The 14,798-nt window shown below is 49.1% G+C and carries 14 protein-coding genes, 1 other RNA gene and 1 other annotated feature; all 15 genes read left to right on the top strand.

Annotated features, from left to right (window positions below):
• The first annotated feature begins 7 nt into the window (after positions 1 to 7).
• A complete protein-coding gene (locus tag PEPTYR26121_RS05850) occupies positions 8 to 487 on the top strand; it encodes an OsmC family protein (RefSeq protein WP_218956330.1) in 480 nt (159 codons plus the stop codon).
• Between the two features lie 67 nt (positions 488 to 554).
• Positions 555 to 733, top strand: a non-coding RNA gene (ssrS, locus tag PEPTYR26121_RS05845) — 6S RNA.
• A 224-nt stretch (positions 734 to 957) separates the two neighbouring features.
• Entirely contained in the window at positions 958 to 1,881 is a 924-nt protein-coding gene (gene pyrB, locus PEPTYR26121_RS05840; protein WP_180500178.1) for an aspartate carbamoyltransferase, read from the top strand.
• Positions 1,862 to 2,566: an iron-sulfur cluster-binding protein gene (locus PEPTYR26121_RS05835; protein WP_180500176.1), complete on the top strand. Its 705-nt coding sequence runs from the start codon at positions 1,862 to 1,864 to the stop codon at positions 2,564 to 2,566. The genes pyrB and PEPTYR26121_RS05835 overlap by 20 nt, the downstream gene beginning before the upstream one ends.
• Positions 2,532 to 3,428 (top strand): dihydroorotate dehydrogenase, encoded by an 897-nt coding sequence (locus PEPTYR26121_RS05830; RefSeq protein WP_180500174.1) that lies wholly within the window; start codon positions 2,532 to 2,534, stop codon positions 3,426 to 3,428. The genes PEPTYR26121_RS05835 and PEPTYR26121_RS05830 overlap by 35 nt, the downstream gene beginning before the upstream one ends.
• 11 nt (positions 3,429 to 3,439) lie before the next feature.
• Positions 3,440 to 4,480: a carbamoyl phosphate synthase small subunit gene (locus tag PEPTYR26121_RS05825; RefSeq protein WP_180500172.1), complete on the top strand. Its 1,041-nt coding sequence runs from the start codon at positions 3,440 to 3,442 to the stop codon at positions 4,478 to 4,480.
• Positions 4,481 to 4,488: 8 nt separating this feature from the next.
• A complete protein-coding gene (carB, locus tag PEPTYR26121_RS05820) occupies positions 4,489 to 7,713 on the top strand; it encodes a carbamoyl-phosphate synthase large subunit (protein ID WP_180500170.1) in 3,225 nt (1,074 codons plus the stop codon).
• A gap of 56 nt (positions 7,714 to 7,769) precedes the next feature.
• The gene (locus PEPTYR26121_RS05815; RefSeq protein ID WP_180500168.1) at positions 7,770 to 9,311 is read left to right on the top strand and encodes a D-alanine--D-alanine ligase family protein; all 1,542 of its coding nucleotides are present in this window, start codon (positions 7,770 to 7,772) and stop codon (positions 9,309 to 9,311) included.
• Positions 9,312 to 9,350: 39 nt separating this feature from the next.
• Positions 9,351 to 9,593: a glutaredoxin gene (locus tag PEPTYR26121_RS05810; protein ID WP_180500166.1), complete on the top strand. Its 243-nt coding sequence runs from the start codon at positions 9,351 to 9,353 to the stop codon at positions 9,591 to 9,593.
• 97 nt (positions 9,594 to 9,690) lie between these two features.
• Positions 9,691 to 9,919 (top strand) — a binding site (T-box leader).
• A gap of 41 nt (positions 9,920 to 9,960) precedes the next feature.
• Complete coding sequence (locus tag PEPTYR26121_RS05805; protein WP_180500164.1) at positions 9,961 to 10,470, top strand: tryptophan transporter; 510 nt, start codon at positions 9,961 to 9,963, stop codon at positions 10,468 to 10,470.
• 119 nt (positions 10,471 to 10,589) lie between these two features.
• Entirely contained in the window at positions 10,590 to 11,423 is an 834-nt protein-coding gene (locus PEPTYR26121_RS05800; RefSeq protein WP_180500162.1) for an energy-coupling factor transporter ATPase, read from the top strand.
• Positions 11,396 to 12,259 (top strand): energy-coupling factor transporter ATPase, encoded by an 864-nt coding sequence (locus PEPTYR26121_RS05795; RefSeq protein WP_180500160.1) that lies wholly within the window; start codon positions 11,396 to 11,398, stop codon positions 12,257 to 12,259. The genes PEPTYR26121_RS05800 and PEPTYR26121_RS05795 overlap by 28 nt, the downstream gene beginning before the upstream one ends.
• On the top strand, positions 12,252 to 13,064 hold the full coding sequence (locus PEPTYR26121_RS05790; protein ID WP_180500158.1) for an energy-coupling factor transporter transmembrane component T family protein: 813 nt from the start codon (positions 12,252 to 12,254) through the stop codon (positions 13,062 to 13,064). Before PEPTYR26121_RS05795 ends, PEPTYR26121_RS05790 begins: the two co-directional genes overlap by 8 nt.
• The gene (truA, locus tag PEPTYR26121_RS05785; protein WP_180500156.1) at positions 13,061 to 13,807 is read left to right on the top strand and encodes a tRNA pseudouridine(38-40) synthase TruA; all 747 of its coding nucleotides are present in this window, start codon (positions 13,061 to 13,063) and stop codon (positions 13,805 to 13,807) included. Before PEPTYR26121_RS05790 ends, truA begins: the two co-directional genes overlap by 4 nt.
• 23 nt (positions 13,808 to 13,830) lie before the next feature.
• The gene (gene rarD, locus PEPTYR26121_RS05780; RefSeq protein ID WP_180500154.1) at positions 13,831 to 14,691 is read left to right on the top strand and encodes an EamA family transporter RarD; all 861 of its coding nucleotides are present in this window, start codon (positions 13,831 to 13,833) and stop codon (positions 14,689 to 14,691) included.
• Positions 14,692 to 14,798: the final 107 nt, after the last annotated feature.

The raw sequence follows: 14,798 nt of genomic DNA, 5'->3' as shown, positions 1-14,798 counted from the left end.
CTCTTCTGTGGCAAAGCGAGAAGAAAAACCGGCGGAGGCCCGTTATTTTGAAATGAGCATGCGGGGAACCTATCCCGATTTAAAAGATGTGAAACTCTATACGGATCGTGTGGAACTTTCCGTAGGTGATACGGTAAGTTTCGACAATGAATACGAAAAAGTGACGAGTATATCCTATTTTTTAGGGAGCTTTCTCTCATCCATTCTCTTTACATCGGTAAAAGAGCTTAAATCAAAAGGGATCCTTCTCGACGAAATAGAAGGGCTCGTGCGCGCAAAGATCACCAATCCCTTGCGCATGATTCCCGTGAGGGGCTACGACGATCCCGCCGATATTGAGGAGATTCAGGTAAAATTATTTTATTACGGAGACGGTGATCCCGAGGAAATGAACGAAATGATTCGAGGGGCACAGGAAGCCAATCCTATTTACCGGCTGGTTTCCGATGCAAGGCCTGTGGAGCTTCTTATTGAATGGGTGCTCTAAGATTGAGGGCGGAGAAAATCCATCGCCTTGATAATTAAGAGACGTCGTATTATAATGTAGATAAGAAATTTTCCTGCCCGGTTCGATTACTTCTGTTAATTCAACCGACAAATCAGACACGGGAAATCGTGTTTAGTTACCTATAACAAGCCTCCACCGAGTGGAAGTTAGAAGTAGTTAACAGATTACCCACCTTACAGTAAGGGCGGGTCTGAATTATACGAAGTCCGGCCGGGCGGGATTCCAAGATCCGGTTCGCCGGATCTTTTTTTATGCGCAATTTTTAAAGAAAAGGCCTCTCGTTCTTGACGAACGAAGGGATTAAGCGTAAACTATGTTTTAGAAATGATACTTTTAATTTAGTGCGAGACACTAAAAAGGTTGCAAAACAGAATATACCTTTCCCCGAGGGGAGAGGTCTCTCTTTGTGCCTTTTATCGACGATAAAAGCTTTTTTTATAGGAGGCCGTATGCTCAGACATTTTATAGAACCGAGTGACTTCAACGAAAGAGAGTATGATGATTTATTCAGACTGGCAGCAGATATTGCAAAAAATCCATCGTCCTATGCCCATGCGTGTGATGGAAAGATTTTAGCCAGTCTTTTTTTTGAGCCCTCGACCAGGACCCGTATGTCCTTCGATGCTGCCATGTACCGCTTAGGCGGGCAGGTGCTTCATTTAGGCGATGTGAAGGTATCGTCTATGGCGAAGGGCGAAACTGTAAGGGACACGCTCCATATTGTGGATCAATATGCCGATATTTGTGCTATGCGCCATCCCGTGCCCTACACTCAATCGGAGACCGTAGGCGTTCTTAAAAATATGCCCCTTATTAACGCAGGGGACGGTGATCATGCTCACCCCACACAAACTCTGGCGGATATCTTTACCATACGCGATCAAAAGGGCAAGTGGTCTGGCCTAAAGGTTGGCTTTTGCGGCGATTTACGTTACGGCCGGGCGGTGCATTCCCTCTACGACTTCTTAAACGATTACGACAATGAATTTGTCTTTATTGCGCCGGAAGGGCTGGAGATGCCGACGATTTATTTAGATCACGCCAAATGCCCTTATAAAGAAGTGGACGATTTAAAGGCGGAGATCGGCGATCTCGATGTGCTCTACATGACCCGAGTGCAAAGAGAACGCTTCTCAAGCGATCAAGAGGCGGAGCGCTATAAGGGAAGCTACTTCCTGAATCCCGAGGTTATGGAAAGTGCCTCGGAGGATTTAATCGTGCTCCATCCCCTTCCGAGAGTGGATGAAATCGACGCAAGTATCGATGACGATCCGAGAGCTCTTTATTTTGAACAGGCGCGCAACGGAATGTATATGCGCATGGCTCTGATTCTCACCCTACTGGAGGCAAAAAATGAAACTGCTGGAAAATAATGATTTAGGCGACGGCCTTTACGTGCTGCGCTTCGCCTATGACGGAGAAGCGAAGCCCGGCCAGTTTTTTATGCTGAGACCGAAAGATCATTCGAAATTATTGGGTCGCCCCATTTCCGTGTTTTCACTAAAAGAGGGGGTTCTCTCTTTCTTGATTAAGATCGTGGGCGGCGGTACGGATTCTTTAAAAAAGCTCCTTCCGGGAGATGATATAAAAGTGGAAGGGCCTTTCGGAAACGGCTTCCCCCAAATTCGAGAGAACACCCTTTATATCGGAGGCGGCACGGGGATTGCCCCCTCCCTCCAATTATTGGAGCAAGATCACGAGAAAAAACTGAAAGTAGCTATTGGCCTGAGGGAGCGAAATTTAAAACTTGAAGAACTCTACGCCCCTTACGATGATCGGGTTACGTTTTACATCGGAAACAATATTTTCGACGATCTAATCATAGAAGATGAAGTAATCTTTACCTGCGGGCCGCGCCCCATGATGGAAGGGGCCGTCGAGTGGGCGAAGGGCGAAGTGTATGTGTCTTTAGAATCCCGAATGGGTTGCGGATTCGGCGCCTGCCTCGCCTGTACCTGCGAAGCGGGAGGCGAGCGAAAACGTATTTGTAAAGACGGACCTATATTTGAAGGGAGATCAGTGTATGCTCACGACCACACTATGCGGCAAGACGCTTAAAAATCCTCTGATCGGTGCATCGGGAACCTTCGGTTTCGGCGAAGAGTACGCCCCCTTTTACGATCCGGCTCTTACAGGCGTCATTTCAACGAAGGGACTTACCCTGAATCCCCGTCCGGGCAATACGGGTATTCGCATTGTGGAGACGCCTTCAGGGATTATGAACTCCATCGGTTTGGAAAACCCCGGGGTGGATGCGTTTATCGAGGACATTTTGCCTATGATGCGGGAACGGGACACGGTGATTATGGCGAATTTAGGCGGTCATAGTTTAGACGATTATTTAATCGCAACAGAAAAATTAGACGAAGCGGATATCGACATGATCGAACTCAATATTTCCTGCCCCAATGTGAAAAGCGGCGGCATGGCCTTCGGCCTTCACTGCCAAGATGCAGCTGCCATTACAAAAGAGGTGAAGAAGAAAACTCACCATCCGGTGATCGTCAAGCTTTCGCCCAACGGGGATAATGTGGCCGATCTCGCCCGGGCGTGCGAAGAGGCGGGGGCAGACGGCGTGAGCCTCGTCAACACTTTTCAAGCCCTGACCATTGATGTAAAAAATAAAAAGCCTATGTTTGACAATGTCTATGCCGGTCTGTCAGGGCCTGCCATTTTCCCCATCGCCCTTAGAATGGTGCGGGAAGCGGCCCGGGCGGTGAAGATTCCCGTTATCGGGATCGGCGGCATTGCCTCGGCAGAAGATGTGCTCGCCATGATCATGGCAGGGGCACAGGCCGTGGAAATCGGGACGATGAACTTGATCGAGCCCGGTATCATGGCCCGGCTTATCGGCGAACTTGAAGCGTATATGAAAGAAGAAGGTATCGAATCTCTCGATGCCATTCGCGGAATCATTTAAAGGAGCGGCAAATGTATATCCAATTAGAAGACGGAGCGGTCTTTAAAGGCAAGCAATTCAGCGGAAGTAAGGAATCGGTAGGCGGAAAGCTTATGGTCTACTCCGCCATGATCGGCCACGAAGAAGTGATGACCGACCCCAGTAATTTAGGGCGTATTCTGATCTTTACCTATCCCCTTATAGGCGGATACGGCATGAACTTTGAGGACAATCAAGCCGACGGCCCCACCATTTCCGCTTTTATCTGCCGCCGCGCCATGGATGATGCGACGAATTTCAGAAGCGAAATGAATTTAAAAGAATACTTAGACTACTACGATATTCCGGGAATCGAGGAAGTAGATACTCGCGGTCTCGTGCGCCACTTAAATGAAAACGGCGCCCAAAGGGCGGTCATTACCGAGCGCCTTTTGACGCCCTCTGAAATGGAAGAATTTTTCGACGAACAAAATCCCAATACCATCGAGGCCGTGTCTACCATCGAGGTGACGGAAATTGAAGGGGAAGGGAAGACAGTCGCCCTTTGGGACTTCGGCGTAAAAGACGGCATTTTGGAAAAACTCAGCGAAGAAGGCTACCGCATTATTGTCTACCCGGCCATGACCAATTACGAAGATATTTTGGAAGATAAACCCGACGTTTTATTCCTAAGCTCCGGACCGGGCTTTGCCGCCCACTATTTAGACATCGTTCACGATGTCGGGCAGATGATCGGAAAACTGCCCATTTACGGCATCGGCCTCGGCGCGGAATTTTTAGGCCTCGCTCTCGGCGGCACCTTGCAAAAATTGGATAAACCCCACGCCGGCGCATCGATTCCCGTAAAAGGTGACGACGAGCGCATCTACATGACGAGCCAAAACCATGAATTTTATATCGAAACCCTTCCGGAATCTGTAGACATTACCTACACTCATTTAGGAGACGGCAGCGTGGAAGGTTTCTGGGACAAAGAACAAAAAGCCTACGGCGTCTTATTCGATCCCTTCGGTCTTCCGGGGGCGACGGATTTACTCGACGAACAATTGAAACAATTAAAAGAGCTGGCTTAGGAGGAATTATGCTTAACGGAAAAGATATTCATAAAGTACTCGTTATCGGTAGCGGTCCCATTGTCATCGGACAGGCCGCCGAGTTTGACTACTCCGGTACCCAAGCCTGCGAATCCCTGAGAGAAGAAGGGATAGAGGTCGTTCTCGTAAACTCCAATCCCGCCACGATTATGACCGACAGAGAAGTGGCGGATAAAGTCTATATCGAACCTTTAAATGCAGAGGTTATTGAAAAAATTATCGCCGAAGAACGGCCCGATGCCCTGATCGCCGGCATGGGCGGCCAAACCGGTTTGAATCTTTCCATCGAACTCTACGATTCCGGCGTCTTGGAAAAATACGGTGTGGAAATCATCGGTACTTCCATCCCTTCCATTAAGCGAGGAGAAGACAGAGAAGAGTTCCGCCAATTGATGGAAAAAATCGGCGAGCCCGTTATCGAATCGAAAACCGTGGAGACGGTGGAAGATGCCGTCGCCTACGCTAAACACATCGGATACCCTGTCGTCGTGCGCCCTGCTTTTACCCTCGGGGGAACCGGCGGCGGCATTTGCGAAACGGAAGAAGAACTGCACACCATTGCTCACGCAGGCATTCACCTTTCTCGAGTCGGTCAGGTCTTGATTGAAAAATGTATTACGGGCTGGAAAGAAATTGAATACGAAGTGATTCGCGACTCCAAGGGCACCTGCATTTGCGTCTGCAATATGGAAAACATCGACCCCGTCGGCGTCCACACCGGAGATTCCATTGTCGTGGCGCCCACACAAACCCTGACGGATATCGAGCACGGCATGCTCAGAAACTCCGCATTCAGAATTATTGAAGAAGTGGGGATCGAAGGGGGCTGCAATGTGCAGTTCGCCGTGGAGCCCAACAGTTTGCAATATGCCGTTATCGAAATCAATCCCCGGGTAAGCCGCTCCTCGGCTCTCGCTTCTAAAGCTACGGGCTATCCCATCGCCCGGGTTGCAGCAAAAATCGCATTGGGGATGGGACTCGATGAAATCGAAAACAAAGTGACAGGTAACTCCTCCATGGCCTTTGAACCTTCCATCGACTATGTGGTCGTGAAGCTTCCGAAATGGCCCTTCGATAAATTCTTTAACGCCGATAGAAATCTAGGCACAAAGATGATGGCGACGGGAGAAGTCATGGCCATCGGCTCTACCTTCGAAGTGGCTCTTTTAAAGGGTCTGCGTTCCCTCGAAATCGGCGCTTTCAGCTTGCTCCATCCCCGTTTCAGAAATATGGATATCGCCACGCTTAAAGAAAATGTCAAACGCCCTAACGACGAGCGCCTGTTCTATTTGGCAGCACTTTTTAACACGGGCTACGACATCGCCCGCCTCTCCAGAGAAACGGGAATGGACGCCTACTTCCTCCGCATTATCAAACACATTGTCGATGTAGAGGCGGAACTTGAATCCATGAAGAAGGAAGACTTAAACGAAGACAAGCTTCGTGAAATGAAACAAATGGGCTTCAGCGACGAAATTATCGCCTCCCGCCTGAATGTAAGCGAAAACTTCGTAAGAGAACTTCGCAAACTCTTCGGTATCCACGCTCGCTACCGCAAGGTGGATACACAAGGGGGTCTTGCCAATGCTCAAGTCAATTACCTCTATTCGGTCTACGAAGGGGACGACGAATCCCCTGTAACGAAAGATAAAAAACGGATCATCGTTATCGGCAGCGGCCCGATTCGTATCGGGCAAGGGGTTGAATTCGACTACGCCTCGGTCCACTGCGTCAAGACTCTCCGAAAAGAAGGCTACGAAACCATTATCATCAACAACAATCCCGAAACCGTGTCCACAGACTTCGACATTTCCGATAAATTATACTTCGAGCCCTTGACGGCGGAAGATACCCTGAACATTATTGAAAAAGAAAATCCCGACGGCGTCATCCTTCAATTCGGCGGCCAAACGGCTATCAAACTCGCCGGCGTCTTTAAGGAAAAGGGCGTGCCCATTTTAGGTACCGATCCCACCGCCATCGACCGGGCGGAAGATCGGGAAAAATTCGATGCTATGCTGGAAGAATTACATCTACGCCGCCCGAAAGGCATCGGCGTTCACGGTGTGGAAGAGGGAATGGAAGGCGCAAAATCCATCGGCTATCCTGTCCTCGTGCGTCCCTCTTACGTTCTCGGCGGCCAAGGTATGGAAATCTGCATGAATGATGAAGATCTTCGCTACTATCTGGAAGAATCCTTTGAAATGGAACCGGATCGCACGGTGCTGATTGACCAATACATCGAGGGAATGGAATGTGAAGTTGACGCTATCTCCGACGGCACCGACGTCTATCTTCCCGGTGTGATGGAACACTTGGAGCGGGCCGGCGTCCACAGCGGCGACTCTATCAGCATCTACCCCAGTCGCAACATCAGCCAAAAAATGGAAGAGGAAATCCTGGATGCCACGAAAAAAGTGGCTCTCGCTCTCGATGTCATCGGCATGATCAATATTCAATACATCATAAAAGATGAAACACTTTATATGATCGAGGTGAATCCGAGAAGCTCGAGAACTGTCCCCTATCTCTCGAAAGTTACGGGAACCAATATTACGGAGCTTGCCACGAAAGTTATGCTCGGTAACACCTTGAAATCCATGGGATACTCCACAGGTATCGGTGAGCGCAGCAAACTGACCTGCGTCAAGATTCCCGTGTTCTCCACGGAAAAACTCCACAGAGTAGAAGCCTCCCTCGGGCCGGAAATGCGCTCTACAGGGGAAGTTTTAGGAGTCGGCGCAACAGAAGAAGAAGCCATGGCCAAGGGCTTTATGGCCGCCGGAACAGACATTTCCAAGCGTTCCCGTAACGTGCTCTGCACCATTCGCGATCGGGACAAAGATGAATTCCTTCCCATTGCGAAAAACTTAGAATCCGTCGGCGTTCACTTCCTTGCCACAAAGGGAACCAAGGCGTTTTTGGAAGAAAACGGCATTGCCGCCGAAGAAGTGCGCCGTATTGGCGAAGAATCGCCTACGATGATCGACCTGATTCAAGAAGGGGAGATCGACATGGTATTCAACACGCCGACAAAGGGCAACGACTCCAAGCGGGACGGATTCCTCATTCGCCGAAATGCCATCGAGTGTGATGTGGAACTTTTCACTAATTTAGACAAGGCGAAAGTGTATGTTGAGACGCTTCAAAATAATCCTCTGGAAGACAGTGTGAAAATTTACGAACTGGACTCCTATTCCGAAGAGATGTGATTTACAGCTCCTGAAATCGGGTAGATAACCCATAGATATACAAAGGAGCGTGAATTATGCGAATCGGCATCATTAAGGATAACTACAGAATCGACAGTTTATCGGAAGATCTTTTAAAACAGAAAGAAAAGGAACAGGAGAAAGTGGCTCGGGCCATGGAAGAGGCACTGAGCGAATATGACGTCATCGATTATATTTTCGATGAGCATCTCGGGGACAAATTGAAGGAAGATAAAATTGATTTGGTCCTAAATTTGGCCAAGGGAAACTTAGATCCGAACGACGACGGGGAACTTCCGAGTTTGCTTAATTCTCTGGACATTGCCTACGCCGGAAGTAATGCCATGGGCATGGGTATCGCATCGGATGTGAGTCTTTTAACGGCGATCCTTACAAGAAACGATATTCCCCATCCCAAGATGGGCGTGGCGGAAAATCCCGTGGCCCTCTCCGGCCTTTCCGTCGAGTATCCGTCTGTTGTGATGAATAACTCTTCCGACCTGCTCGACTCCCGAGAAGAGGGCAGCCTCGTTGTAAGCGGGGAAGAGCTGTTTGAAGAAGCGACTCCCCGCTTTGCAAAAGGGGAAGAGCTCCTCGTTATGGAATCTTTAGAGGGGCAGGACGTCTTAGTAGCCGTTCTCGGTAACGGAGACGAAAAAGAAGTATTGCCGCCCCTTGCCCTTGTGGAAGCTCCCGAAAGAGGAGAGGGCATTTATGCCGCACCTGCAGATCTTAAAGATACCCCTGTAAACGAGGCGAAAGCCGTTGCGGCGAAGGTGTTCGATCTCCTGCAACTGCGGGATTACGGTATTATCGCCATGCGCGTCAATGATAAAAAGGTTTATGTTTACGGCGTAGACAGTGCCCCGGACTTCCATCCCGACGGCCCCTTGGCGGCCGCAGCAAAAGAAGAGGGTAAGAACTACGACGAGCTCATTCAAAAGATCGTGGATATTGCCGTCAAACGAGAAGGCTTGAAGAACGACGGAAAAAAAGGCGATGTGGACGCCCTTCGCGAAAAGCGCCATAAGGAGCAGGAAGAGGCTCGGAAGAAAGCGCGGGAAGATTATCGCCATCGTATGAAACAAGAAGCCAAGCGCTCCATTGATGATTTCCAAGACGAAGCCAAGCGCAAGAGCGCGGAATACAAGGCGAAGGCATCTCGGGAATCGGACCGCTTTAAAGACAATGCTCAATCCGCCATGGATAGTGCCGAAGCGAAGGCCTACGAATGGCGCGATCGCGCATCGGATGCAATGGACGATGCGGAGACGAAAGCTTACGAGTGGCGCGACCGGGCCGAAGACAAAGCCTATGAACTGAAAGATAGCGCCGAAGCTACGGCACAAGATGCTAAAAATAAAGCGGAAGAATTTAAACGCCGCGCCGCTCAGAAAAAGGACGATACCGTGGATTATTTAGTTCGCTATGCAGAAGAAGCGGAAGAGGCTGAAAGGCGAGAAAACGACGCTCCCGAAGTAAACGACAACGCTGTTTACGGCGCCGTGAACGGAGGATCTGCCGATGCACGTTACCGCGCACTGGAACGCCGAGTCCACGCACTGGAAGAACGCTTAAGATTACTTGAAAACAGATAAAATGAGCCGGCGCAAGCCGGCTTTTTCTTTGGAGGAAATATGATTCGACTATATGAAACGCCCCTTTGCCCCGATTGTATTGAGGCCGAAAAGAAGCTGAAAGAAAAGAAAATAGTCTGCGAGCAGATCAATATCACCGAAACCATCACTAATTTAAAGGAATTTATGAAGCTAAGAGATGAGAACGCGGCATTCGATGAGATTAAGAATAAGGGACAGATCGGTGTTCCCGCCTTTTTAAAAGAAGACGGAAGAGTCGTCTTTTCCGTAGACGAATTATAGAGGATGTAAACGACCGAAAATAAATTCATTGAAAGCGTGTAAAAGAGATTGCAAAATCAAAAAGTTTTGCTATAATATTCTTAATCCTAATAAATATATGAAAACGTCGAGCAGAAGTAAGTAGTGTTAGGGAGTCTTCTCAGAGAGTCGGTGGTTGGTGCGAACCGATGAAGCGAACTAAGATGAATGGATCTGTGAGTGCGAGGCGAATAAAGTACCCGAGCCGGATCTCCCGTTACAGAGATAGGATATGTTAGTATCTAAATTGAGATGCGCCTTTTCGGCGTAACTAGGATGGCACCGCGAATACACCATTTGCTCCTATTGGGAAGCAAATGGTTTTTTTGTGCCGAGAAAAGGAGTTATTATGAACACGAAGTCGTTAGTACATGGGGCAATTTTTATCGCATTAGGTTTTATTTTCCACTATATTATTCCCGGATTTTTCTTCGGAATGAAGCCGGATTTCCTGCTGTTTTTTATGGTGACGTATATTTTGATTTATCCGAATATTAAAAACGCGCTGGCCATCGGCGTGGCCATGGGAATTATGTCTGCGATCAGCACCTCTTTCCCCGGGGGACAGGTGGCCAATATGATCGACAAGCCCATTACGGCTCTCTTTACACTTTACGCTTATCGTTATTTATTAAACGGCGGCGCCGTTAAAAAAGCCGTTCTTTACTTCCTCGCAACCGTCGTAAGCGGTTCACTCTTTTTGGGTGTAGCCATGCTTCTTGTAGGACTTCCCGGCGGCGCACCGTTCAGCGCCATGTTTTTAACCATTGTGCTTCCCACAGCGGCACTGAGCGGCGTCTTGGGCCTCGCCTTCGACAAACTTCTCGGCAAACATTTATCACGAGCACTTACCCGATAAAGGAGGACGCCGCGCGCGTCCCTTTTTCATATTCACAGAGTATCGGAAGTAATTTTACGGCTTCTCTATGGTATACTATATAGGTTGATTACAAGCTTTTGAGCTTTTAAGGAGCTTTTATGTTAGAGATAAAAAATTTAGTCTATCGCTATGACGACGGCGAGCGAAATGCCGTGGACGGCGTGAATCTTAAAGTGGAGAAGGGTGAATTCGTCGCTATATTAGGTCACAACGGTAGCGGAAAATCCACCTTGGCGAAGTGCATCAACGGGCTTTACCAACCCCTGGAGGGAGATGTCCTCGTTGATGAGATGAACACAAAAAATGAAGAGGATATTTGGAACATTCGTGGCCGCGCCGGTATGGTATTCCAAAATCCGGACAATCAAATCGTCGCCACCATTGTGGAAGAGGACGTGGCATTCGGAGCGGAAAACCTGGGACTTCCCCAGGAAGAAATTCGGAGACGAGTGGACTACGCATTGGACGCCGTGGAAATGACGGATTATAAAGATGCGGAGCCTCATAAGCTTTCCGGCGGGCAAAAGCAGAGAGTGGCCATTGCAGGCATCCTTGCGATGAATCCCGATTACATCGTCATGGACGAACCCACAGCCATGCTGGATCCTGTGGGGCGAAAAGAAGTTATGAAGACGATTTTAAAATTAAATCGCGAGGAAAATAAAACTGTGCTCCTCATTACCCACTTTATGAACGAAGCCGTGCAGGCGGACCGGGTGGTGGTAATGGAAAAGGGCTCCGTTCTTTTAGAGGGCGAGCCGAGAGAGGTCTTCAATCAAGTAGAGACCATGAAGCGGATCGGCCTGGACGTGCCCCAGGTTACGGAACTCGCCTATCGCCTGAGAAAAATCGGCGTGCCCCTGCCTGAGGGAATTTTAAACAGAGAGGAGTTTGTCAACGCCTTATGTCGCGCATCAGCATCCGAAATGTAAGCTACATTTACAATGAAGGAATGCCTTTTGAAAAAAAGGCGTTAAACAATATTAATCTTGAGATCGAGGCCGGAGAATTTATCGCCCTTATCGGCCACACCGGGAGTGGAAAATCGACCCTCGTTCAGCATTTAAACGGATTAAACGAGCCGACTAGCGGCGAGATTTTATACGACGGCATCAATTACAGGGAAAAGGGCAACAAAATCGCTACTCTTCGCCAAAAAGTGGGCCTCGTGTTTCAATACCCGGAGTACCAATTGTTTGAAGAGACTGTGATTAAAGACATCGCCTTCGGAGCGGTAAACCAGGGACTTTCTGAAGAAGAGGTAGACCTTAGAGTACGCCGCGCCATGGAACGGGTGGGCCTTTCTTACGACGACATCGGGGAAGAGAGTCCCTTCTCTCTTTCCGGCGGGCAGAAGCGAAGAGTGGCCATTGCGGGAATCCTCGCCATGGAGCCGGAGGTCCTCGTTTTGGACGAACCGACGGCGGGCCTGGATCCCCACGGGAGCCGCGAAATTTTACGGGAGATCAAGGGAATTTACGACACCACCGACACCACCATCGTCCTCGTAAGCCACAGCATGGAAGAGGTGGCCCAATTGGCAACCCGCATGATCGTTATGGACAACGGGGAAGTGCGCATGGACGATACGCCGCGGGAAATTTTTAAGCGGGAAAAAGAGCTGGAATCCATCGGCCTCGGCGTGCCCCAAGTGCGCAGCGCCATGACCATGCTCAAGGAAAAGGGACTGGACGTGGAAGAAAACTGCATCACCGTCGACGAAGCCCTTAAAGAACTTACGAACTGGTGGGAGGCTCGCCATGCTTAAAGATATTACCATCGGCCAATACTTTCCGGCGGAATCGCCGGTACATGAATTGGATCCTCGCTTTAAAATTTTAATCATGATGATCTTTATTGCGAGCTTGTTTTTCATCAATTCCTTCTGGCCCTATCTTCTTATTTTCGTCTGGTTGTTTTTAATTATCTACGCGGCGAAGATTCCCGCCAATATGGTGATTAAAGGACTGAAACCTCTACGCCTCATTTTGATCTTTACCTTTTTGATGAACCTGTTCTTCATCCCCGGGGAAGAAATTTTCCGCCTCGGGATCTTGAGCATTTCAAATGAAGGGCTCCATCAGGCAGTCTTTATGGGCATTCGCCTCGTGCTCCTCGTTGTGGGAACGAGCCTTTTAACCCTTACCACCTCGCCCTTGGCATTAACCGAAGGGATCGAGAAATTGCTCTCACCTCTGAAGGCCGTGGGCTTTCCCGCCCACGCCATTGCCATGATGATCACCATCGCCCTTCGCTTTATCCCCACCTTAATCGACGAGACGGATAAAATTATGAAGGCGCAAATGGCAAGAGGCGCCGATTTCGAATCGGGAAATGTGTTGAACCGGGCGAAAAACCTGGTGCCTCTTCTCGTGCCCTTAATTTTAAACGCCCTTCGCCGTGCAGAAGAGTTGGCTACGGCCATGGAGAGCAGATGTTACCGGGGAGACGATCACCGCACGAAACTCAATCCCCTGGTGGTAACTTCCCAAGACAAGGTCTACTTTGCGGGAAATCTGATCTTTCTCATCGTCGTATGCGCTACCCGTTGGATGGCTGTGCCCCTGCCATGAGAAATATTTTACTCACCATCGCCTACGACGGCACGGATTTTTACGGCTACCAGGATCAGTCGCCGAAGACCCTGCGCACCATCGAAGCTCATTTAAAAAAAGCCGTGGAAGAAGCGGTAAAGCATCCCGTGAATCTGCAATCGGCGGGGCGAACGGATAAAGGCGTCCATGCCATGGGCCAGCGGGCGAATTTTCATTCCGACACGCCCATCGACCTCGGGAATCTTCCTCGGGTCATCAATCAGTATTTGCCGAAAGATGTAAGCATTACCTATGCAGAGGAAGTGCCGGAGGAGTTTCATTCCCGCTACAGTGCCAAGAGCAAGCACTATAAATACCGCATTTACAACAGTAAGCATCGAAACGGTTTTTTAGATCGGGCCTACACCCACGTGCCCTATCCTCTGGATCACGAAAAAATGGCAGAGGCCCTCTCTATGATTCAGGGCTTTCATGATTTTTCCGCCTTTATCGGTCGCTACGCCTCTCCGGGAAATCCGAAGCGGGCCATCGATCGCATCGAGCTTAAGCGGGAAGGCGACTTTATCGACGTAGACTTTTACGCCATGAGCTTTTTAAAAAATCAGATCCGCATTATTATGGGCTGTGCTATCGAAATCGGAAGGGGCATGAAACCTGTGGATCAGCTTTTTAAGGCGACAAAGACCTTAGATCGCGGGGATCTCGGGCCCACAGCGCCATCGGAAGGCTTGATCTTAATGTCCATCGATTATTCGGGATAAGAACAGTAAAGGAGTGAGGGGACATGACCGGAAGTCTTTTAGTTCTGGCGTGCTACATTATGTGGGGGCTTATCGCCGCCTACTGGAGCATGTTTTCAACTATTGATCCCATGGCCGTGCTCGCCTTTCGCATCGCCTGGTCCATGGTTTTTTGTCTGATCTTAGTCGTCCTCGGGAAGCAGACGGATGTGCTTAAAAAAGTACTGAAAGATAAAAAGCAAATGCTCACATTGCTCGCCGCGGGCATCGTGGTGAGTTTGAACTGGGGCGGCTACATTACCGCCGTTATGACGGGAAGAGTACTGGATGCATCCCTGGCTTACTACATGTATCCCTTGTTTTCCATCGTCATCGGTTCTTTCGTTTACGGAGAAAAGCTCAGGCCCCTGCAATGGCTTGCCTTCGCCCTCGCCCTTATAGGCGTTATCGTGTCAATGGTGGCCTACGGCGAGTTACCTCTCTTCGCCATTTTTATCGGCGTTAGCTTTTCAGTTTATGGCGCCATAAAAAAGAAAGTGACGGCGCCGGGGATTACGAGCATTTTTGTGGAAACCATGTGGGTCACGCCGATCGCCCTGGTCTATCTTTTCCTGGTAAGCGATCTTTCCAATATAACATCCTTTCAATGGTGGATGCTCCCCACGACAGGCATCGCCACCAGCGTGCCCCTCATCCTGTTTGCCATGGGAATGAAGACCACGAGCCTTTCCCTGGCGGGTATCTTAATGTATATTAACCCGACGATCCAACTTTTAATCGGTGTCTTCTTTTACGGAGAAGCATTTACGAAAGTACACGGCATTATGTTTGCCTTCGTCTGGGTCGGTGTGGCGCTCTTTTTGTGGGACAGCTTGAAATATCGAGGAAAGCCCGTGGAAAATTAAATATCTATTTGAAAATCGGGAAGTTCGGCAAACGGACTTCCTTTTTTGAAGTGCAATCATGAAATGAGAAATAATATTGAAATGGGCAAAAAGATAAATTATACTTT

Origin of the sequence: Aedoeadaptatus nemausensis (assembly GCF_903819165.1) — a bacterium.
Taxonomy (GTDB): domain Bacteria; phylum Bacillota; class Clostridia; order Tissierellales; family Peptoniphilaceae; genus Aedoeadaptatus; species Aedoeadaptatus nemausensis.
The sequence above is the reverse complement of the archived record's forward strand: the minus strand, read 5'-3'. Positions and strand labels throughout refer to the sequence as shown.

Bases quoted from the DNA above. Each gene is read 5' to 3' on its own strand.
- pyrB (WP_180500178.1), top strand. From the start codon at position 958: ATGCTCAGACATTTTATAGAACCGAGTGACTTCAACGAAAGAGAGTAT.
- PEPTYR26121_RS05835 (WP_180500176.1), top strand. From the start codon at position 1,862: ATGAAACTGCTGGAAAATAATGATTTAGGCGACGGCCTTTACGTGCTG.
- PEPTYR26121_RS05830 (WP_180500174.1), top strand. From the start codon at position 2,532: ATGCTCACGACCACACTATGCGGCAAGACGCTTAAAAATCCTCTGATC.
- PEPTYR26121_RS05825 (WP_180500172.1), top strand. From the start codon at position 3,440: ATGTATATCCAATTAGAAGACGGAGCGGTCTTTAAAGGCAAGCAATTC.
- carB (WP_180500170.1), top strand. From the start codon at position 4,489: ATGCTTAACGGAAAAGATATTCATAAAGTACTCGTTATCGGTAGCGGT.
- PEPTYR26121_RS05815 (WP_180500168.1), top strand. From the start codon at position 7,770: ATGCGAATCGGCATCATTAAGGATAACTACAGAATCGACAGTTTATCG.
- PEPTYR26121_RS05810 (WP_180500166.1), top strand. From the start codon at position 9,351: ATGATTCGACTATATGAAACGCCCCTTTGCCCCGATTGTATTGAGGCC.
- PEPTYR26121_RS05805 (WP_180500164.1), top strand. From the start codon at position 9,961: ATGAACACGAAGTCGTTAGTACATGGGGCAATTTTTATCGCATTAGGT.
- PEPTYR26121_RS05800 (WP_180500162.1), top strand. From the start codon at position 10,590: ATGTTAGAGATAAAAAATTTAGTCTATCGCTATGACGACGGCGAGCGA.
- PEPTYR26121_RS05795 (WP_180500160.1), top strand. From the start codon at position 11,396: ATGTCGCGCATCAGCATCCGAAATGTAAGCTACATTTACAATGAAGGA.
- PEPTYR26121_RS05790 (WP_180500158.1), top strand. From the start codon at position 12,252: ATGCTTAAAGATATTACCATCGGCCAATACTTTCCGGCGGAATCGCCG.
- truA (WP_180500156.1), top strand. From the start codon at position 13,061: ATGAGAAATATTTTACTCACCATCGCCTACGACGGCACGGATTTTTAC.
- rarD (WP_180500154.1), top strand. From the start codon at position 13,831: ATGACCGGAAGTCTTTTAGTTCTGGCGTGCTACATTATGTGGGGGCTT.